The sequence below is a fragment of the Pseudoalteromonas sp. SR41-4 genome, from assembly GCF_014163985.1.
In the GTDB taxonomy this organism is placed as follows: Bacteria; Pseudomonadota; Gammaproteobacteria; order Enterobacterales; family Alteromonadaceae; genus Pseudoalteromonas; species Pseudoalteromonas rhizosphaerae.
The window spans coordinates 82,473-103,842 of sequence record NZ_JACJEI010000005.1 but is presented as its reverse complement, the minus strand read 5'-3'; the positions used below and the strand labels follow the sequence as shown (position 1 = coordinate 103,842).

Below are 21,370 nucleotides of genomic sequence, written 5' to 3'. Positions count from 1 at the left end.
TCTCAGCTACATAAGTACAATTTATGTTTATGGACAAAAATACACCAATGGTTTATATTTGCGACAAACATATAAATTTTATAAACCACGAGGTATATATATACATGTTTGCTGAACGATTCACTCGTGCCCGAAAAGCCTCAGGCCTATCAATGCAAGCGCTAGCTACCGCAGTTGGTATATCTGCTAATGCTATAAAAAAATATGAGCATGGTACTGCTATGCCATCTTCTTCTAATTTATTAAAGCTTGCAAGCGCACTTGAAGTGCGCACTGAATACTTTTTCCGTCCTATAAAAGTAAAGTTAGAAGGTGTGGAATATCGTAAGCGTGCAAGCACACCACAGAAAATTTTAGATCGTATAAATGGTGATGTTTTAGATCAGGCTGAGCGCTGGCAAGAGCTTTTAAACTTTTATCCAGACTCGATTAAACCTATTACGCCATTTTCACTACCAAGTACATTACCTGATGTGATTGATTCATATGAGCAGCTAGAAGATGTAGCAACCACTATGCGCAACGAATGGGGTTTAGGCTTAAATCCTATTCATGACATGATTGATACGCTGGAATCGAAAGGTGTAATGATAATTTGCACTGATGTAGAAACCAGCAAAAAATTTGATGGTCTCGCGGGTAACATTAATGGACTACCTGTTGTTGTTATCTCTACGGCACAAAGTGGTGATCGTCAACGGTTTACACTCGCTCATGAATTGGGTCACTTAGTATTGCACAACCGACTGTCTGAAGAGCTAGATGAAGAAAAGGCATGTAATCACTTCGCAGGTGCTTTTTTATTACCAAGCACTAGCTTAATACAACACTTAGGTAAAAGCCGAACTCAATTAGAAGCACAAGAGCTATACATGCTCAAGCATGAGTACGGCATAAGCATGCTTGCCTCTTTGTATCGTGCTTCACAGTCTGGTGTAATTTCACACCAAACTCAAAAAAACATGTTCATTTGGTTTGGCAAGCAAGGGTGGCGCACTCAGGAACCTGGCGAACCTTATCCTCATGAAGCTACTTACCTATACAAGCAGCTAGTATATCGTGCCCTAAGTGAAGAATACATTGGTATATCTAAAGCAGCAGAGCTATTAGGAGTATCACTTTCAAGCTTTCACAAAGAACGAAAGTTAGAGGTGCTTAATGCAGCAGCTACTAATTAGTGATGCCAATATATTAATAGATATGGAAGAAGGTGAGCTACTAACCCAACTTTTTCAGCTGCCTTACCAATTCGCCATACCTGACATTTTATTTGTTGAAGAGCTTGAGGAAGAACACGCACATTTACCTGCTATGGGCTTAACTTTAGAAGAGCTATCACCTGATTCAATGATGCATGCAATGGAGTTAATTCCGCTGTATTTAAATGCCAGCCGTAACGATATATTTGCTTTGTGTTTAGCTAAGCAAAAAAACTGCCCTCTTGTAACTGGCGATATGGCTTTAAGAAAAGCCGCTGAAAAAGAAGGCATTGTTGTTCAAGGCACTATTTCATTAATAACGCAGCTTGTTAGGCAGCAAATAGTAACGAAAGAAACTGCATTAAAGGCCTACGAGAAAATGAAGCTATCAGGCCGAAGACTTCCTTGGAAGGTGGCTATAGAGCATTTAAACGCCTTATAACGCAAGTACGGCATAGAGCCAGTGCTACACGCACTGGCTAAATTACTTTTTTAAGAAGGAAACAATATGTCACTTTATAAACAAGAATTTGGTCAAAATTTTGACCTCGGCTTTGACTTAAAAGATCACCCTTATCTAATAGATAAAAGCTGGCACAATGATCAATGCCCTAGCTTCTACTTAAAAGTAGGCGAACAGTATTATGTACTATGGGTAGATTATGCTGACATAGAGCAAAGAGAAGAAGAGACGCCTAGATATGTAATAGTTGAAGCAATCAATGAAGGATCTAATGAAGAGCCAGAGATCTATGCTAGTGATGGGGCAATCACTTTTGAGTGTGAAAATTATGCTGGTTTAAAGCTCTTTTTAGACAGCCTGCTAAGTAAAAACCAAAGCCACTAAAATCAGTTTAACGTTTGAGAATAAACTTTCTCAACCTCTTGAAATACAGATATCTTTTCAAGGTTAGATAACGTAGTGAGCTTCATAGTCTTATCTATTGGCCGATGCGGTACAGATTCAACTGGTGAATTAAGAGTGAGGGGTTTACCAAGCTTAAACAAAACACATTCTTCGGCACTACTCTTCAATTTACCCGCTTGCTCAATTGTTAAACTGCTTCGCGCTACTATTTGGCAATCAATTACAGGCCATACTTTTTTTATAGATTTAGTTCGAGAGTTAATAGCACTCGTAGAGGCAATAGCTAAATACCTTATTTCCTTTAACACATTGAGTTTTGATTTTTTTGTTGCTGAATTAAAAGTAGCTAATGGGGTGTGATACCAAGATGCTGAGCCATTTTCGAAGCGCTCAAAATAACTTTTATCTCGCCCTGCTAGCCCACCTAAAGCGGCTGTAAAAACCAAATCAGAATATAGCATCTGCTTCATACCTGCATATGGAATTCGGGCTGCTTCTTGAACATATAAACTCTCTTCTATCTCCTGAGAGTTCTTAACATAGCTATTATTCCCATCACCCAACTGTTTACGTAAAAATTCAGCAAGCCAATAACTACCACTTTTCCCACCAGCACTTGGCAACAATGCAAATGCACCTATACCTACCTCATGAATAGCTTCGTCATAAGGGTTGCTTTGTGGGTTAGCCTCTTGTTTAAAGTAGCCTGGATATAAAGCAAATGCACCAAATATGGGTCTGCTCTTGCTTATGCTTTCTGATCGGCTTTCTCTATTTATATGAATCAACGCATCCCTGTAGCGGTGCATTTGATTTATAGCATCATCAGGCACAAAGTCTGTTTTATCAATATTGTCTTCATCATAGCGGCCTTGCTTCGTTTTAATACGGTACTTGGCATCAAATATCCAAATGAATCGCTTAGAGTTGGGCTTGGATAACGTTACTTCAAGTACAATATCTGGCTCTTGACTAACTAAATATGACTTAATAGGCTTACCCTTTTTAGTAAACCTTGGCTCGTGTGCTAATCTTGCTTTTAGACCATCCTCACGCTCAAATTCAAACGCACCTGCAAAACCGTCTTTTAATTGATACTCTAAAAAATCGTTTAACTGTAAATTAGTTAGCTTTTTTGTTTTATCTTCAAAGCGCAGTTCATTTATTAAAATATTTCGAATCTCTAAAAAGCACCACACTTCGTATATTTCAGCGACAGACTTCATTGATACGCTTGATTGTTCTTCAAACACATCCAAATAGTATTTTAATTCTTGCCACACGCGATACACAGCGCTATAGCCCGTTTTTTGCTGCAAAACTAAAGATTCGCTATTAAGCCCCGTATACGTGCTCACCTCTTTAAAAAAGCTCTGATTTAGTGTTTTTTGTAAAGGTTTTTGCCACTCTTGTAATTCATTTAAAAAGCTATCTGAAAGGCGTTGCTTATCCGGTGCTTTATTTGCTTCTCTTAGTTTATTTTCAAATTTGGCAATACACTTTTTACTATTTGTAACCACCATTTTTATAAAACGGTTTTCAGGTGTATTTACACTAAGCTGCCTTTTTTCAACTTTATACCGCTTAGCGAACTGCTTACTTTTTATATCTTCTTTAACCTTTTCACTTAAACGTTGAGGTAAACGCCCTTTCAACCTATCCGCTTTTGAATATGAAACATATGACTGTAAGCGACTGTGCGGAGCTTGAGTAATAACCTTAAGGCCATCTTCAAACCGTTTGCGTAAATTATTAAAGTTAGCAAGCCACAGCAGAGGAAAGTGACCTCTTTGCTGGCCCTTAGAAGCATTCTGTTCTGTTTTTTCAAGTAAGCTAAAGCGCCATAGTGGAAATTCTTTATCAATCATTTTATACATAGCAGGTAAATCGCTATGCATATCCATTTTTGTTGGCAGCACTTCAAAGGAAATATTACTTTTAAATACCTTTCCACCTGCAATAAACTCAAGCGGCAAACGCATCCAACCAACATCATTTCCCGTATTTAATGTACCTGTTAATCGTGCTGAAGAAGTTAAGCTAGCTCTTTTAAAGCGAAAGCTATCATTAATGTTTTGGCTACGATGGGATAAATAAGCACTTTCAACTTCAGAGCTAAACTCCCATTCAAATTGATATTGTGTATTTTCAAAAAAAATAGGCTCGGCAATACCTATGCTATTAGCGTGATTAGTCGCTTCATATTCTTTTTTATCTACTACTAACGTATCAACATCTAAGGAAGGGGAAAGCTTAATTGCATAAGTCGATTCTTTGGCGAGTGTTTCAAGATCTGAACAAGCGAGATTGCGTTTACCAAACGTGGCTTGGTAAACCTGTTTTCGTTTAAAAATATCGTTCGTCCATATAGATAATTCAAACTGTGATGATTGCAGATATAAAAGCTCTTGCATTCCTTAGCACTCCATCCAGTTTAATTAAGGCCAAAAACTTGTAAAACCAAATGTTGCTAACCTACTTTCCATCCAGTTTATTTTTTCTTTGCTCCGGCAAGCAATATGAATTAATTTATCGCCATCTACATTTTCACGGTACAAATCAGGTCTTGCTTTATCTGAGCCAGGCAATTCATTCCAAAAGCTACCAAATTCACTTTTAAGAATTTCTTCCAATTGTTTCAATATCGATATATCGACAGCTCCAATTGCGGCAAGCTTCTCAGTATCACCTTCAATACGAGGTAAAACCTTACACATTAAAAAGTCATCCCATACCGCTTTTAAGTCAATTTCTTCTTCTGGTTCGCTACTTATAACTGCTAATAGCAGCTCGTTAAGCGCTCTGTATGCAAGCTTAAATGGCGTATGTGCCAATACGTTATTTATTGCATTAATAAATGCGATGCTTTTACAACCATCTATATCGATTTTAGGGAGTTTATCGGCACTAGTCCGTGCATCAGAGTAAATAGGGTAACTCAATGCCTTATTGGTGGTTGTAGGTGCGAAAAAGTTATCGAAATCGTTAGGGAAAAAGTCGCCAAAGTCAAAACTTAGCGCTCGGTCTATTACTTTACGAGAAAAGCCATGGGTAGTTTCATCCATATTTACTGTGCCAGCAACTATCAAGTTAAACGGAATACTTAAACCATATTCACAAATATGTTGCCACGCATCATCATAATTCGCATCCGCAAACCCCAGTTCCTCACGTAGCCTTTCAATATTATCGATTGATTGAATTGTAGTAGCTTTTAATAGTGGGTCACACGAGTATTGAAAATCATCTTCATCCCAAGCCCAACACCTTGTTTCAATAACTGATAAGTAATCCGCAAAGTACTGTTCAACAGGCGCTAAATTCATTTCGTCTAAGCAAAGCCAATATGGTTTTATCGCATCAATATCTGATACGCCACCTTGAAGGCATAAAAGCTTTTCATTTACTGATAATGAAATACCTTTATCAAGTATTTCACGCCATGCTTTAGCAATAAATTTAAGTACATCCGTTACTACAAACTCAGCACTCCCACTTAAACGAGACACATACCCCAGTAAATCACTAGGCTCATGCCAGTCAGGTCGCACAGATGTTAAGCAGTAAGTCTCAGCTAAGGAGCCTGTTTGCTTCGCCTGCTCTCTGACAAAGCGAGTTTTACCTGTTCCTGATATACCAGCTAAAAGCAGAAAAGGTTTTGATAAAAATGATATCTCATCGGGACTATATGAACTTAAAAGATAAGGTTTATAATAATCATCAGAAACATCTAAAATATCACCTAAATTATGCACTTCCTCACTCATTAGTTGGATTACTTTGTTTGAACTTTTATTTCGGCCCTTTTTGTTTTCCATATAGCCGACCGTAGGAAAATTTGCAAAAATTGTTTCTATTACTGTTCGATAATTCCCCCCCCCTCTTAATACGCTATCAACATGTACAGGCTTACCTGTGTTTAACTGTTCGAGAACAGTTTCAAAATTATCAAATGAAATCGTTAACTTCTGATCATTATTGCGTATTACAACAATTTTACCATTGCCGGACCAATCTGCACTATCTATTACAAAGAAGTTTCGCCCTGAAATATAGCTCAACCGCTTCCCAACGAGATTGTCTATCCAAGATTTAATTAATCTAATTTCTTCTTCTGTAATCATAGTTTACATTTCCAAGTAATCTTTTATTGTTGATGCTATACCATAAGAAAACAAATACGGAACACCATTTCCAATAGTTTTAAACATCGCACTTAAAGTCATTTCTTGAGGAAACTGAAACTCCTTTGGTAAAGATTGTATCGCAAGAGCCTCAGCCGCAGATAACCGTCTTGCTTTGTATGGATGAAGATGAACCTCATTATTACCGTATGCCGCAGTTGGTGAATATCTATATCGATGTAACCGCTTATAAGATTTTTTAGAGGTATCACCTTCTTCGATCACTAAAAATTTAGCGAGGCCAGCCCTTGGCGTAAAATGAGCTTTAGCATTTGGGTGAGTTTCGACTTCGTTTTTATTAAACCAATATTGTATAGTAAGATCTTCAGGAAAATCGGCCGGAAAAGTTGGTGTTTCACCAAACTTATTAGTTCCAGGCCAATCAAAATTAAATGCAACTCCGTTGGGGTACTTCATATATTTTTCCCATTCGAACTTAGCTTCTGAGTTTATTTTTGTTTTTTTAATGCCGAACAATATAATTCTATCGCGATCTTGAGCAACACCAAATTCTAATGAATTAATTAATCTATTATCTAATACATACCCAGCATTTGATAATTCGCTTTTTAAGCTTTCGTAGAACTCACGATGCTTTTTTGTTCTCCAAAGCCCTTTTACATTTTCAAAAACAAACCAATCTGGCTCAAACTTTTTAATGCAATCAATGTACGATTGTGAAAGTTTACCATTTTCACCAGCTTGCCCTTTATTCTTTCCACCTACGGAAAAGTCAGGACAAGGAGGGCCTCCAACAAACCCAACTAATTTTCCGCTAGCCTGCTCTGCCTTAACGCTCTCAGCTAACGAGCATTCATCACGTTCTTCTAAATAATCATCTATTGAACCCGTATGATAACCATATTTGGGGATGGAATGGCCCATCAATTGACGACTATATTCATATGCATTAATAAATGATTTATTTATTTCATTAACAAAAACAACATCAAATCCAGCTTTCTCAAAGCCTAAATCTAAAAAACCTGAACCAGAAAAAAAAGAAAAGATAACACTATTCAAAATACTTACCTATTAATAAGCTCTTAAAGCTTTGATAAAACTTACTCACCTTAAGTTATTTTTCCTATACCCTATACAAGCTAAATCCATAGATTATTGGCTCTTAAACAAGCTTATGAGTTAAAAAAGAACTACTTTGGTGGCAGCTTAAAATGATGAGTCATAGTATCAATTCGCAATTATTAGGCAAGCTTTCAATAACTTTAAGAGTACAGTGCTGATAGGTTGCTTTTTATCACCTCACCTAGCTTTTCCAACTCAACATTAGCAACTAAATTTCGTCCTAAAAAAGGCGCAAGTATTAGTATGGGTAATCCGCGAGCTTTAAGAATTTTTAATTCGTTTTTAATCCCTAAAAATACTCGACCTTCAGTACATTCAATCTCATCATAGATACAGCCCCAAAAAGCCATTTTATATTCTTCAACATACTTTGGCCCAAAGCAAACTATAACTTTTGGTGCAAACTCTTTTACTAAGGCATTAAACAATTTAAACCGAGTAATTGAACAATGTGTTTGATAGTGATATTTGATCTTAGTTTTAGTTAATTCGACATGTTCCGCAGTCCATGTGTTCATATTCTTGCAAGGAAGAGGGAACAAATTTAACTTAAACTCATTCGAATCAAAATTACAGTAGTGATTTTTCATGTACTGTTTATACTCACCTTCAAATTCAAAGGCCTTACAAAGAATTTTTGCTATTTTTTGGTCGAATTGCCATTTGTAAAAATTCAGGTTTTCAGCTTTCCACTCAGAAGAAAGGTGAGGAACGCAATAACCATGTACTTCGTGGGTTGGCCGTGTTATTTCAGAGGTAACCTTCTCATCAGCGCCACCCCATTCAAGCCCTGAAAGCCATAAAGGTGCACTAATATTCCCGCCATCCATCCCTGATAGCTTTTTTATTAAATCATTATAAAATGAGTTCATAACCTTTCCTCGCTTTTGAATAAGTAGCCAATATAACACCTACGATTTTAAGACTATAAATTACCTCTAATACCTTTACAGATAGGTATGTTATTACTAAGTTTAATAAGCACTTTTCAATTAATACAATCATTGTAATAACAGGGCTTTATTGAATCACCTATTCAGTAATAGAAGTAGCTTTTTAGGTAAACTTTCAGAGGATATAAAAATGTCTACAACAGGGGAAAAACCGGGTACTGGTACTTACCAATGTGATAATTGCGGCAAAACTGTAACACTTGACGATCATGATGATACTTTGCCACCTTGCCCTAAATGCCATGAAACAGAATATACACCATAAAGCTTTCAATATTCTTGCATTAAATAGTCGATAAAAACAAAAGAGCGCACGTATGGAGTGCGCTCTTTTAAGTTTTATATAAGTAACTAATTTTCAACAGTGCCGCAATCTCGACACTTTCTTTTTCCTTGAATCTTTAAGTCGCGCCCCATGAGCTGCGTCCAGTTATGTGAAGTACTTCCTAGTTCCTCTTCGTGGCAAACTGAGCACTGCTTAATTATTCTACAACTTGAGTTTTTACCTTTTTCTTTAAACTCATGCAGCCTCTTAGTTTCTTGAGCATCACAATGTATGCAGCTTCTAAATGAATCGCATTTATGGCTATGAACCGAGTTAATATATTGCCATTCATTAAATTTATGCTTGATCGCTGTTATATATTTATTGCAATCAGGGCATGTCTTCTCAACATTACACTGAGGCTTGCCCGTTATAGGGCTGTAGTCTCCAGCATGCCAGCCTGTTAAGCATTTTGCAGAAGTTGCAGCACTTTTTACTTTATCCCAAAATCCCATGTTAAATCCTTTTGTATAATTATTTTTCGGTAATAAACGTATCTCTAGCGATATTTCCGATCGTATTAGTTGCAACAGAGTCAAATGTCGCGCCAATAATTCCACCAACAAATGGCACTGCTTTTCCTAAGTTAATAACCCCTTTTTCTCCAAATTTAGTGACTAAACGAAATCCTACTTTTTGATTTATCGCTACAATCGTTTTTCCTGATATATTTTTAATTGCACTCGTTGTTAGTTTTGTTCCGGCAACGATTCCTATATCTTTAAGAATATCTTTAGCTGCATTACCAGTTAAACAAGCATATACAAGGGCTTTCACACGATCATCTCTAATATCATGGCCACCGATATGTGCAATTGCAGCGATCATTCTCATTTGCACGAAAATTACACTTGCGACGTTCGCTGGTATTGTAACTGGCATTGTAATTATGCCGCCTAAACCAGTTAAGAAACCTGATGTACCTGCTTTCGTATTTTGCCAACGGATTAGTGAGTTAGCTTGATCATTACGAGAAGCACTACTTTTAATGTAACTCTGAGCTAGTTCACTTGCTGAATCTAACCCAGCAACACCGTTGATAGCTTTTTCATAACTCCATTCAAGCACTTGCATGATCTTTCCTTCAGATACTTTTCCGCTCAAGCTGTTTTCTCCTAAGTGTTTTTCAAAGTTAAATTAAATATATTCCAATAAACTGAGCAAACTTTCTGCTCTGACATTTGCTTGAGACAAAATAGTTGTCGAAGCTTCTTCTAAGATCTGGGTTTGCGTAAGCTTTGTAGTTTCACTAGCAAAATCGACATCTTGAATTCTTTGCCTTGCCGCAGATAAGTTAGTGTTTGAGGCTTGCTGCCTACGAATGGTCGATTCAAAACGATTTTGAGTAGCCCCCATTGTGTTGCGTTGGTTTGAAACCTGCTGTAAAGCAACATCAATAATACGTAGTGAGCGAGCTCGCTCTTCTTCCGAGTCTAGTGTGAGTGAATCTATTGTGGATTTGATACGATCTTCGGAATATAGATTGAAAGCTTCATTATCTTCAAGTTCAGCTTCCATCGTTGTGAACTTATCACCGAAAGACTCAAAACGGATAAATGGTGTATAAACCCCATCGTCAATATCAGGAAACAATGGGCTTAAATTCCTCAGCTCTAATGGATTGGAATTCCCAGTAAAGCCAATACTATTTGCATCTGAGTTTGGATCGAATACTCCATGAAAGTTTAACCCTTGACTGACCATTACATTACGAACTCGATCAAGTACTTCTGCGTAGTAATACCCTTCTTCCCCTCGACTTCTAAGGTTATTTGGAGGGTAAACAATTGTTGGGTCATAAGTGGATATATTGTCACACCGAACATCAATACCATTGACTTGGAATACGTGCGGCAGCTGATTTAAGTCAACGTGCCCAGATACACCATTTCCAGAAGCTTTCTCCGCGATTAATGGCGACTGATTTGGCAATTGAGGTGCAGAATTAATATCTTCAATAAGTTCATCCACGTCTGTATATGGACCTGAAAATGACTGCCCATTAACCACCAGCGGCCCAGCATTAAAAGCTGTCTCTAGATTTAATCCTCTAGCGAAAGATTTAAGTCCACCATCAGGATATCTACTAATAACTTTTATTGACCTTGGCTCCCACTCATAAGACCCCAAGTTTTCCGTTTTTGTATTTAAATCTGTAATCCGAATAGTTTGGAGCGCTTCTTGGCCAACCTGAAAATCATCAAGATAAGTGCCATTAAGTAATGGAGTACCTGCAAAAGTAGTATCTTCAGCTACTCTATCAATTTCGTCTCGAAGTGCCGAGAATTCCTTATAAATGGCATCAACATCAATATCTGTGTTTGCACCATTTCCAGCATTAATGGTTAGTGTTCGCATTCTTTGTAGATTATTAACAACCCCTTCCAACGCCCCATCAACTGACTGCGTGACAGAAATACCATTGAAGCTATTTCTTATTGCTTGATTACTTGCGTTAATATTGGAAGTTAAACGAGATGAAATTTGCAGTCCAGCAGCATCATCTTTTGCACTATTTATGCGTAAGCCAGATGATAAACGCCCTAAACTAGTTTGTTCTTTTAGCTGTATCTTGGATAAGTTATTTCTTGCAGAAAGTGATGCTGCATTATTAATGAGTGATGGCATAAAATCCCTTTGCACTTTCCATCTAATGTATATTGATAAACATAACTTTCATTGTTTACATGAAAGCTCTTTTAATATAAATAACTTAAGGTATTGAATTGATTTTTAGTATGAGGGAGAAGTGGAATTAAGAGAATAAGGGTTTTGGACTAAAATCTAACTTGTTCATCATTAAAGTTACTTTCAATTAGATCATAACCTGAGTAATACAGATAACTAATCACCTCTGCGCGGGAGGAAGTACCTAGCTTATTCATTATCTGTTTTATATGTGCCTCCACTGTTTTAACACTAATACCCAATGTATTTTTTATTTCTTGGTTAGAATAGGTCAATAATAAAAGCTTACATACTGACCACTCTGCCGTTGAGAGTGACTCAATACGAAAGTCATATTCAATGATACTGATTACTCTGTAAACTGATAAGCTAGATATGGATACTTTCAATTTACAATCAATGTTGTATATAGCTGAACTTGCTAATATATTTGAGAGGGTCGAAAAACGGCTATCGAGTGTGCATAACTTATTACAAAAGCTATCAAATTGCTCTGTTTTTCCAATTAGCTCATCATGATTATCAAAGACTGCTCTTTGGTTTCTCGTTACTTTCCAACCAAACCGAATAAACTCCTTAATATGCATCTCAATTGCACCATCTAAATGAGGTGCTAAAAAATCAAGAACCTCAATATCAGTTTTACAAAACTCTTTTTCACTACTCAAACGCAAAAGAATTATGCTTTGAAATTCATCATTACTGCTGAGCGTTATAATTATTGGGGATCTATATTGTTGATAGTCAGGATAATCACATAAAACCTCCAACCACTCATCGTGGGACAATAGTGTTACCTGCGAATTACTAAAGGATGCGACCCGCTGTAAAAATTTTACAGCGATTGATGTTCGCATTCTACTTTTCGCTTCATGAGAGTAATATTTGCTAAAGTGACACACAGGATCATGCTTATTTTCATAGACCCAAATTTGACAAGATGAACTCATCACTCCATTTAGCTGCTCACTAAGTTTTTGTTGGAACAAACTTAGGCCGTAAATGAGAGCCGCTTCATACATTTTACTTAGTGTATTCTGATAATTAAATTGCGTAGATTTTGATATGCTCTGCACACTCAAACCATCCATTCCATTAGTGCTAATACAGCAGCTTCTCTGGTATTTACATTCAGCTTTTGTAGTATGCTATTAACTTGGTTTTTTACCGTATTAGGGCTTCGGCACAAATAATTTGCGATATCTTTATTACTCAATCCATTGAGTAATAATTTACTTACCTCAATTTCTTTTGGACTTAGCAGCTCTTCAACTAGAGGAAGAGTGATCTTAATAAAAAACAGACCTTTTTCATGTTCTATTTGTATTAAATATCGATCCACCCAAAAGCCTGATGATGTAGTAATACCTCCATGGGATTCTAGTTTGAGAACGCCATCATCTAATACATCGCAATGAGTCATTATGCTTATAAATTGATCCTGAGCTTCAATAATAGTACCAAATCGATCAACAACCCCGCGCACTACCCTTACCGAACTGTTTGGTATAAATGAATACAATAAATTGAGTCTAAAAGCTTGGAGTAAAAATGGTAATAGGAAAGTTATCAGCTCCCGCTCTTGTGCGGTAAACTTAAGAGCAAAATCACTTCGGTAGATACTAATTGCATGGCTAACTGATGTATTCTCACTTTTACTAACTAAAGCAGCTAAAGCATTTTCAACGCCATATTGCTTACAGTGCTCAGAGTAATAAACAGAACGCTGCCACTCGTCAACTGAAACGACTTGCCATAAGTCAATGAATTGATTTGGATGATTGATTAAATATACATTCAATAAATCGGGAGTGTCAGCAGTACTTGCGATACTGAAGTAATTTTCCATAAATGCATCTGGCTGATTAAATAAGAAAGAATCATCTACCCAGTGTACATTGACCTTATTGAACATATCTGAACGCGTGGTCCAGAGTCCGCTATCGAATTGAATTACACTCTGCAAGTGCTTAAAACAGTACTCCTTAAACTCCCCGATACCTTTATCCTGAGAAGCCGTAAAAAGCGACTTCAGCCACAAACTTATTTCATATTCACTCAAAGCAAATTCCTTTTTAAATATAACATTACAACGTTTAACTAAATGAAGAATAACAGCTCCATTGAAGCAAGGAACTAATTTTACGCCAAACAGCATAACTGTATGCATTCAATCGCTTTCGTCAATTATTTATTAGCATGGCTCCGGTTAAAACTATATACCAATGTAAGTTGCTGAGGTCCTTCTCAGCTATAGATTCACTTAGATAAAACTAAGAAGTTCAAGCCCCCGCAATAAAATTTTTGGTGACAGGCTTCAACTTTAAAACCGACACTTTGAACTTGCTTAATCAACTCTGTCATTTCAACTAGGTTTGCGTCCCTCTCGTTGATTAACATCAAGTTATACTCTCTGAACTTGTTATAGAAAGGATTTCCTATTAACTCCTTTTTTGCTTGTTTATCTAATAAAATTAGGTCTAATTTTTTGTTTGGTGTAGCTAAAACAAAAGTACCACCTACCTTAATTAAATTGTAAATGTGTTTTAATGTAGCGAGTGGGTTTGGCCATGAATAATAGCTATTTAAGCTAACCCCTGTATCGAAAGATGTAAGATTGTAGTCTTCTATAAATCCATGATAAACGCTTTGCTCGTTTATTGGCTCCATTTTTTTGATTGATTTTCGAGCAATATTAATCATCTCTATCGCTGCATCAATACCAATGTAAGACTCAATTATTTCATTATCAGATAATAACACCCCTACTTTTGCACTGCCGCAACCAAAATCACCGACGTTGCCTTTTAGATACTTCGCAGCCTCTTGCTGGAGCTCCTGCTGAACTTGCGTTTGCACTGAGGAAAACGGCCTCGCATAATCATCCCAGTCTTGAGCTGTAAACGTTTCAGGATTAGTATTTTGAACAATACCAAGCCAGTTATAAAAACGACTGTCTAAGCTATTTAAACGCCACTGAACCAAAGCAAACTCGTGCTCACTACCAAAGGTAAGCTGAGTATTCCTGGCTAATACATCAGCCTTAAACCTTGCTTCATGAAGATGTACATCTTTGCTCTTAACAAGACCTGTAATTGTCGATATATCTAGAGCATCAGCAAGTTCCACAAAACATTTAAAATACAATTTAAGTAATGACTGCCCTTTCACACCTCCAATATAAAACCGCCCAACTTGTAATGTGACGTCATTATTTTTGTTAATTAAAGCTGCCTTTTCCATCCATACTTCAGGCACTATCTCTCCGCTCAGCCATGATATTGACACCGTACTCGTAATCACACCGACTGAGTCTTCAGTATATAAACAAACTGATGTATCAGTATTGATGACTGTCTCATTGACTTGGATTGCGGGGAAGAGAGGTTGATATATACCTTTTAAGAAGTTGCACACTCTTAATTTATCATTTGTTGCAGTAACAACTTTAATCCCTGTAATGTTGCTCAACACTTCCTCTAAGCACGACAACACTTTACCTTTGTTTAATGGAAGATTCATTAGCCTCTCCCCCTAACTTTTTCTTCAATCCAATCATCTACTTCAGATTCAAGCCAAGCTACTGATTTTGCACCAAGCGATACTTGTTTTGGGAATGTGCCTTCAGCAATAAATTTATAAATGCTTGAATGGCCAAGCGATGTTTTTTGCATTACTGTTTTTAGTTTAATGAAACGCATTTTCTCTTCTCCGTTATAGGTTCAAAAGATATGCGTGTTGTGTAAAAAAATACTTTGCCTTGATGCTTAGCTGTATAACCACCAGCCAATCCAAATATTTTCAAATCTATATCACTTTTATGAGCAAACAATTCATAAGAGGTCCACATGTTAAAAAGCCAGCAACTACCAAGCACAAACAATACAATTTTGACTGATGATGAAATTGTTGATTTAGCATCAAGAATTTTATTTAGACGATTAAAAAGAGAAGGGAAAATTAATTCACCTTTAGCAACTGTGGATTTTTTAAAACTGAAGTTAGGTAATTATGAAAGGGAAGTTTTTTCAATCATTTATCTGAGCAATAACAACGAAATCATTGAATATAAAGAGCTCTTCTTTGGCACTATTAATTCAGCATCAGTGTATCCAAGGGAGGTTGTAAAGGACGTTTTAAGAGTTAACGCCGCTAGTGTTATCTTGGCGCATAACCACCCGTCAGGAAACGTTGAGGTATCTAGAGCTGATAAGCTCATAACAGGAAAGCTCATCAAAGCACTGTCATTGATTGACGTAGAGGTGTTGGATCACTTAATTATTGGTAACTCATATGCCTCATTTGCTGAACTTAATTTATTAACTCAACTTAAACAGGAGGTAGAATGCTTAGACGTAATAGAACTGCACAGCTAGTCACACATGTAATTGCAATTTTAATTATATTGCGTGACGTTATTAGTGAAAATTAAGCATAGAGAGAAGGTGAATACCTTCTCTCAACTAATGATTATTTTATTGCAGTAGTACTAGATTTCTTACTCTTCGGTTTGTAAATCAAATATTTACCAACGCCTATTTTTCGACCTTCAAACTCTTTAGTCTCGACTTTAGCCATATAGCAGAGCCTTTTCTTAACATTTTCTAAATCGGCAGAATAGCTATTCCTTTTTCTATCAAGCCAATGTAAAGGTGTTTTACCGAAATAAACTAGCCTTTCAGCCATCATTAGTTCGACTTTAAGTGCTGTAGCCCAAGATTGAACTATGGACTCACGTAAGGTGTTTATTACTTTTTTATTTTCTCTTTTATCCGTCCTGTACTGACCTATAAAACCAAAGTCATCTTTGTTTAAAAAAATACAAATATGGAAGTGCTCTTTATCCTTTTCATTACCTTTTTCTTTTACCCACACATATCTCAAACATTGAGTTTTAGCATGAGCTTTAAACTTAGTATTGTGCTTTATTTTCGATTGTAGGGATGTAAAGAATCGCTTCATAACACCATCTAAAATGATATTTGGATCATCGGTCTTTATATCCGTTATACGTAAGTCAAACCGGATTACAGATAGCCTTGGGTAACTATCTTGAGCCATTTTTAAAGCCTTACGAATTAATAACCAATGATCCCAATAAATAGCCTGCTTTTCATTGTAAGGGTTAATAGCAAGGTTTATGTTTCTCATCTTTTTCTCTAATTTTGAATAACTCATACAAAACTAGGGTTGTGTGAAAAGATACTTACTAGCCAAACCGCATTATCACCACATGATCTTTATTTATAGTCATTATAATAACTATACGAAGTAAGCTCTCATTAAAGAGCTTAGATTGGTAACTTTAAATGCCCTTTTTTGAAAGCTAACCTCCTATTTACTGTTTAAAAATCACTTTTCACTTAGCTATACAGTCATAGCCTATGTGTTTATTGACTTAGAACTCAAAAAATGCATATTATTACTTGTTAATAAAACACTTATAAGTAACTAAAAAAACTTTAATAAACCACTACATAAACTACAATAAACTACGGAGTGATATTGATGGGTGTGCATACATTAATTAGTAGTTTGAAAACAGATTATAGAAAGACCCTGTTTTTATATACTGTCTTAGTTAACAAAAAACATAAAACGGAGGCTCACCACAGCGTAAATATTGAAGACCTACATCAAGAGCTTTATCTGTTTCAAATTGATGACTTGAAAACCACTTTAGAAATGTACAAAAAATATAAATTCAACCATACAATCCTTGATCAACTTGGGGGTAATAAGAGGTCTGATGGTAGGTTGGTTCATTACTTACTCAGCTGTTGTTATAACTCCTATACCTATTATAAAACATATATCCCTGAATCTTTAATTTTTACTGACCCCTTGCTGCATCTCCAAGCACTATTAGACTACATAAATTATGAGTCCTATATTTCGATTAAAAAGAAACCCTCTTTTAGTAAAGTAGAAAAAACCGACAATGAAGTTGATTTTTTTTTAAACAAATACAACTCTATTTTTAATAGCAATCAATGGATTAATAACAAAGACGATGATCAATTAAACTGGATAATTAACTACATAAAAAGTTATATAGATCGCAATCTATCTACTACAAATGTAACAGACAGAATGTTACAAAAAAGAATATCAGAGTTTAAAGACTCATACAGATCAAAACCAAGCCTAAATGTTGGGCTTGAATTGAAGGAGAAAGCATTAGGAGTAATGTACTTTTTTGATACTTTACATATGACAACAAAGCCAGAAATTGCTGAAAATCTTAATTTGAAAATTAGAAAAGCCTATTCACAGCGTAAATATAGAAATGAAAGCGAAGGAAAGTCATCATCAAATTACATGCTTCGGGCTGAAGTGAAAGAAAAACTTAAAGAGTTAGCCAAAGCAGAGCGGCTCAAATTAAATGAAACTATAGAATTACTCATAGAAGAAGCACACAAGAAGTTAAAAACTAAGTAAAAACTTACATCAAAATTGTGTAAATTCTTGTGTTACATTTGGAGATGAGTTCTCTATAAATTCACTCCACCAGCCCATTATTGGCCTGCGTTGTTCAAGGTAATCAGAGCGGTTATATGCCGCTCTTGTTTCATTTTCATCTGCGTGAGCTAAGCAGGCTTCAACTAAAAGGCTATCGTAACCTTTTTCATGAAGTGCTGTAGAAGCAACGGATCGTAAACCATGGGCTACCAGCTTATCTTTGTAGCCTAAACTGCGTTTAATGGCTGCATTCACCGTATAGGTACTTGCATGACTCTTTTCATTACGCTCACTCGGGAATACATATTCATGGTGACCGCTGAGTGGTTTCATTTGCTCAAGTATTGCCAAAGTAGCAGACGTTAAAGGTACTCGGTGCGCTCTTCTTCGTTTCATTTCTTCAGCTGGGATCATCCATACCGCTTCTTCAATATTAATGTCAGCCCACTTGGTGCCTGCGGCTTCTTTTGAACGAGTCATAGTGTGTAGTTGCCACAAAATTAAAAACTTAGTTTTGTTCTGGATGGTTTGTGAACTATTCAAAGCTGTTAAAAAGTCAGGGAGCTCGTCAGGTTTAATAGTAGCCATATGCTCTACTGTGTTTTTAGTAAATACTTTTATAATTTTTGCTAGTGGATTGGCACTAATAAATCCGTGGTTTACTGAATAATCCATGATCTGATTTAAGCTTTGGCAAATACGCTTGATTGTGGAGTGCTTTCCATCTGTCTCAAGTGGCCTGAGAATTTCAATGGTATCAATCGCTGTAATACTTTCTAAAGGCGTATCTTGCAACTTGGGGAAAATATACATCTCAAGCGTTCGCCATTCCCTAGCTGCGTGATGAGGCGTCACAGTAGGCTGTTTGCGTTCAAACCAAAGCTCTGCAGCAGCTAAGAATGTATTAGCCAGCTTTCTACTTGCTTCAAGCTTTTTAGTACTTTCGTATTCTTTAGGGTCAATGCCTTTAGCCAAAAGCTGCATATAGTTTACTGCCACACTTCTGGCCTCAGCAAGAGTAACAGCAGGATAAGCACCTAAAGAAAGCTTGGTAACTTTTTTATTAACTGTATATTTAAACCGCCAAGATTTAGTCCCATTTGCTCTAACGCGCAATACTAAACAGTTACCATCTGAGAAGCTTTGCTCTTTACCTGTAGCCACGATTGATTTTATCTTGCGATCAGTTAAACGCATATTTCGCATAACCCATATATTCAATTAATAACATGAGTATATAGCAATTTTATAACTGGGGGTACTGGCTGGGGTACTGAAAGACTCGGATTCAGCAATCACCTTGCGGAAGGTGGCGGAGAAAAATAACACTAAACAATTGATTTTATTTAAACAAAATACTTATAGCGTATACAGGCGGAAGTTAATCCAAGCGCCCAGGGAACCACTGTATTCCTGCTCTACTCATTTGACTTTATGACCTTTAATTTCAGGCCGTAGCCTATGGGTACTAATGTGGGTACTAAAAGCAAAACCATGCTTTTGTACTTTTTGGTTATAAGTAGAGTTTACTATAAAATGACATATAAATTCTTGTTAATATATTAACCATATTTTGGACTTCTCAGCTTTTACTTCTACAGGCTGTTAAAGCAAAATAATTTCAAAACAATAAAAACATTTCATCAGCTTAAATAGGTTTAACAATGGACATGCATGAACTAGATATTCTTCCCGAGGGAACTACAAAGATTGAAGCGCTAATCGAAAAGTACCCTTTATCATTTTTTAACTTGGCCAATTCAAAGAAGCCTGTAATGCCTTGTGAGCTTTCTGAATTAGCTTACTTGGGGGATAAAATAAAAGGTCTAAATATTATATTAGATAATGCCGAACAATACGAAAGTAAAGATTTATGGCCATTTATAGGCCTGGATTATTTGCAGCTTAGCTTTTCTGATACCGATGTTTTTTTTGAAGATTTTGGAAACCTTCAGAATTGGTTACTTAATCTAGATAATTTGAAAGCGATTTATTTCCCACAAATTCATGAAGGCAGCGAACTAACAAATCTCATTATTCACTCTCTGTCTGCAAATAAATCATATCCATTAATAGTTATTTATAAAGCTAAAAAAGGAAAACGAGTCAAGCAACGCAATAAAGAGCCGACTCAAATACAAGTCCCTGGAAACAGAAAAATATATAGAGCAAATAAAGTTGAGTTAACACCAGAAGGAATTAAAAAAATAATCGCAAAAGACAAAAAATTAAGCTCTGCACCTGCAAAAGAACTCTTTTTTTCTGGGCCTTTAGAAGTAGAAGATGGCGAATGGCTTCTTGATGCAGACGGCTTATTTTTCGAAGAAAGTGAAGAAATTATCGTATCACTTTCAGGTACAGATAGCTTAGGCAACTTTAATTGTTCTTGTCGTTGTTACTGGCAACCTGATGAGGGTGGATTTTACTTTGCTTCGCGCGTACCTATTAAATACACAAACTATACCACTGATTCAGATTTTTATATGAGTATAAAATTTTCAGAAGTTAAAATCACAAATTCAGGTATCTGCTATTTGAAAGGCGTATGGTTGCAAAGTAATGAGCAATGGATAATTGAGGGTGAATTATCCAAAAATAAGTTTAAAACAATAGCTCTCTAAACCAAAAATAAAACTAATACATTAAGGTTATTTGATGAATATTTTCCATGTTTTGAGTCAGGGTAAATCAAGGCTGCATGAACCAAGTATGTCAGCAATGCTGGGCTACCTTCTAGATAGCAATAAAGACCATGGACTAGGCGATGCTTTTGTCCGTGTATTTCTAAATTTATTGGATAAAGAACGTTTCAAATCAATATTAGAAATGGACTTTGTTGATGCCCAGGTATCTTTGGAAGAGCCTTATGAACTCAACGGTAGCAGAAAAGACATAGATATACAGTTAACTATTTTGGGAGAAAAGCGCCAAGAAATCCATAGAATAATTATAGAAAATAAAATTAAAGTTGGTGCTGCTAACCCAAAACAATTAAATGATTATTATAAAGCGGTTATTGAAGATGAGCCTAGGATTAAAAATTTCAGCACAGTTTTTGTAACACCAAATGTTGAAAACAACCTTTTATCTGCTGAATATGAAAATTTACACCTTCAAGACTGCCTACATAAAAAGTACTGGATTTATTGGGCATCTGGAGGAAACTGCATAACTGACTTACTCACAAGCTTATTAGCGCAGGAAATGTCTGGTGACATTAACCCTATAAATGAGTATATGCGCCACACGATCAAAGCATTTATACGTCATAGTAAAATGACAACTGAACCAACTATTAGAAAGTCTATTAGAGTAGGCGAGGATATAGGAGAAGTAATTAAAGAGGCACTTATATCTACAAGTTCTGGAGCCTATAAGGTGGTTCTACGTGATAGTTTACAAATTCAGGTTTTTAATCAGGATAGCGGCGATAAAGAAATTGCCAGAAAGATACTTGCGGAGTATATAGATGAAAATGCTCTTTTAATTAATCACTCGAACCTTAATACCAGAGCGATAGGAAGAAAGTTTTTCGAACTTATCGATAAATCTAACCATTGACCTGTATTAGTTCAGACAAGATCTGACAATTCACTTGAAAAAGT

21 protein-coding genes are annotated in these 21,370 nt (G+C 36.2%); 8 read left to right on the top strand and 13 right to left on the bottom strand.

The window, feature by feature from the left end:
- Window positions 1–104: 104 nt before the first annotated feature.
- From H5180_RS05745 to H5180_RS05735, 3 genes are all read left to right on the top strand, one after another.
- Complete coding sequence (locus H5180_RS05745) at window positions 105–1,178, top strand: ImmA/IrrE family metallo-endopeptidase (RefSeq protein WP_145240291.1); 1,074 nt, start codon at window positions 105–107, stop codon at window positions 1,176–1,178.
- The gene (locus H5180_RS05740; protein WP_008127170.1) at window positions 1,159–1,641 is read left to right on the top strand and encodes a PIN domain-containing protein; all 483 of its coding nucleotides are present in this window, start codon (window positions 1,159–1,161) and stop codon (window positions 1,639–1,641) included. Before H5180_RS05745 ends, H5180_RS05740 begins: the two co-directional genes overlap by 20 nt.
- 66 nt (window positions 1,642–1,707) lie before the next feature.
- Window positions 1,708–2,046 (top strand): hypothetical protein, encoded by a 339-nt coding sequence (locus tag H5180_RS05735; protein WP_145240289.1) that lies wholly within the window; start codon window positions 1,708–1,710, stop codon window positions 2,044–2,046.
- Window positions 2,047–2,048: 2 nt separating this feature from the next.
- Here the strand turns inward: H5180_RS05735 and H5180_RS05730 are convergent, their stop codons facing one another.
- From H5180_RS05730 to H5180_RS05715, 4 genes are all read right to left on the bottom strand, one after another.
- Entirely contained in the window at window positions 2,049–4,481 is a 2,433-nt protein-coding gene (locus H5180_RS05730) for a restriction endonuclease-like protein (RefSeq protein WP_145240287.1), read from the bottom strand.
- A 24-nt stretch (window positions 4,482–4,505) separates the two neighbouring features.
- A complete protein-coding gene (locus H5180_RS05725; protein WP_220493047.1) occupies window positions 4,506–6,191 on the bottom strand; it encodes an McrB family protein in 1,686 nt (561 codons plus the stop codon).
- 3 nt (window positions 6,192–6,194) lie between these two features.
- Complete coding sequence (locus tag H5180_RS05720; RefSeq protein WP_145240285.1) at window positions 6,195–7,274, bottom strand: DNA cytosine methyltransferase; 1,080 nt, start codon at window positions 7,272–7,274, stop codon at window positions 6,195–6,197.
- Window positions 7,275–7,477: 203 nt separating this feature from the next.
- Entirely contained in the window at window positions 7,478–8,209 is a 732-nt protein-coding gene (locus H5180_RS05715) for a hypothetical protein (RefSeq protein WP_145240283.1), read from the bottom strand.
- Window positions 8,210–8,420: 211 nt separating this feature from the next.
- Here H5180_RS05715 and H5180_RS05710 point away from each other — a divergent pair, with 211 nt between their 5' ends.
- Window positions 8,421–8,555, top strand: a complete 135-nt coding sequence (locus H5180_RS05710) for a zinc ribbon-containing protein (RefSeq protein WP_145240281.1) — start codon at window positions 8,421–8,423, stop codon at window positions 8,553–8,555.
- 86 nt (window positions 8,556–8,641) lie between these two features.
- Here the strand turns inward: H5180_RS05710 and H5180_RS05705 are convergent, their stop codons facing one another.
- From H5180_RS05705 to H5180_RS05675, 7 genes are all read right to left on the bottom strand, one after another.
- Window positions 8,642–9,070, bottom strand: coding sequence for a hypothetical protein (locus tag H5180_RS05705; protein ID WP_145240279.1), 429 nt, complete (start codon window positions 9,068–9,070; stop codon window positions 8,642–8,644).
- Between the two features lie 19 nt (window positions 9,071–9,089).
- Window positions 9,090–9,719, bottom strand: a complete 630-nt coding sequence (locus H5180_RS05700) for an EcsC family protein (RefSeq protein ID WP_220493046.1) — start codon at window positions 9,717–9,719, stop codon at window positions 9,090–9,092.
- A 33-nt stretch (window positions 9,720–9,752) separates the two neighbouring features.
- The gene (locus H5180_RS05695) at window positions 9,753–11,243 is read right to left on the bottom strand and encodes a flagellin (protein ID WP_145240277.1); all 1,491 of its coding nucleotides are present in this window, start codon (window positions 11,241–11,243) and stop codon (window positions 9,753–9,755) included.
- A gap of 149 nt (window positions 11,244–11,392) precedes the next feature.
- Window positions 11,393–12,394: a LuxR C-terminal-related transcriptional regulator gene (locus tag H5180_RS23430; RefSeq protein WP_220493045.1), complete on the bottom strand. Its 1,002-nt coding sequence runs from the start codon at window positions 12,392–12,394 to the stop codon at window positions 11,393–11,395.
- Complete coding sequence (locus H5180_RS05685; protein ID WP_145240275.1) at window positions 12,382–13,473, bottom strand: response regulator transcription factor; 1,092 nt, start codon at window positions 13,471–13,473, stop codon at window positions 12,382–12,384. Before H5180_RS05685 ends, H5180_RS23430 begins: the two co-directional genes overlap by 13 nt.
- Window positions 13,474–13,562: 89 nt before the next feature.
- Entirely contained in the window at window positions 13,563–14,825 is a 1,263-nt protein-coding gene (locus H5180_RS05680; RefSeq protein ID WP_145240273.1) for a bifunctional 2-polyprenyl-6-hydroxyphenol methylase/3-demethylubiquinol 3-O-methyltransferase UbiG, read from the bottom strand.
- A complete protein-coding gene (locus tag H5180_RS05675) occupies window positions 14,825–15,004 on the bottom strand; it encodes an AlpA family transcriptional regulator (protein ID WP_145240271.1) in 180 nt (59 codons plus the stop codon). The genes H5180_RS05680 and H5180_RS05675 overlap by 1 nt, the downstream gene beginning before the upstream one ends.
- Before the next feature lie 147 nt (window positions 15,005–15,151).
- On the opposite strand from H5180_RS05675, the gene radC reads away from it, so the two are divergent.
- On the top strand, window positions 15,152–15,679 hold the full coding sequence (gene radC / locus H5180_RS05670) for a DNA repair protein RadC (protein ID WP_145240269.1): 528 nt from the start codon (window positions 15,152–15,154) through the stop codon (window positions 15,677–15,679).
- 94 nt (window positions 15,680–15,773) lie between these two features.
- Here radC and H5180_RS05665 read toward each other — a convergent pair whose 3' ends face one another.
- A complete protein-coding gene (locus H5180_RS05665; protein ID WP_182757881.1) occupies window positions 15,774–16,454 on the bottom strand; it encodes an inovirus-type Gp2 protein in 681 nt (226 codons plus the stop codon).
- Between the two features lie 357 nt (window positions 16,455–16,811).
- Between H5180_RS05665 and H5180_RS05660 the strand changes: the two genes are divergently transcribed.
- Window positions 16,812–17,744, top strand: a complete 933-nt coding sequence (locus H5180_RS05660; RefSeq protein WP_145240265.1) for a hypothetical protein — start codon at window positions 16,812–16,814, stop codon at window positions 17,742–17,744.
- Window positions 17,745–17,753: 9 nt separating this feature from the next.
- Here H5180_RS05660 and H5180_RS05655 read toward each other — a convergent pair whose 3' ends face one another.
- Window positions 17,754–18,962, bottom strand: coding sequence for a tyrosine-type recombinase/integrase (locus H5180_RS05655; protein ID WP_145240263.1), 1,209 nt, complete (start codon window positions 18,960–18,962; stop codon window positions 17,754–17,756).
- Between the two features lie 467 nt (window positions 18,963–19,429).
- On the opposite strand from H5180_RS05655, the gene H5180_RS05650 reads away from it, so the two are divergent.
- Both H5180_RS05650 and H5180_RS05645 read left to right on the top strand, forming a co-directional pair.
- A complete protein-coding gene (locus H5180_RS05650) occupies window positions 19,430–20,386 on the top strand; it encodes a hypothetical protein (protein WP_182757880.1) in 957 nt (318 codons plus the stop codon).
- 34 nt (window positions 20,387–20,420) lie between these two features.
- Window positions 20,421–21,326: a PD-(D/E)XK nuclease family protein gene (locus tag H5180_RS05645; protein WP_145240259.1), complete on the top strand. Its 906-nt coding sequence runs from the start codon at window positions 20,421–20,423 to the stop codon at window positions 21,324–21,326.
- The last annotated feature ends 44 nt before the right edge of the window (window positions 21,327–21,370 follow it).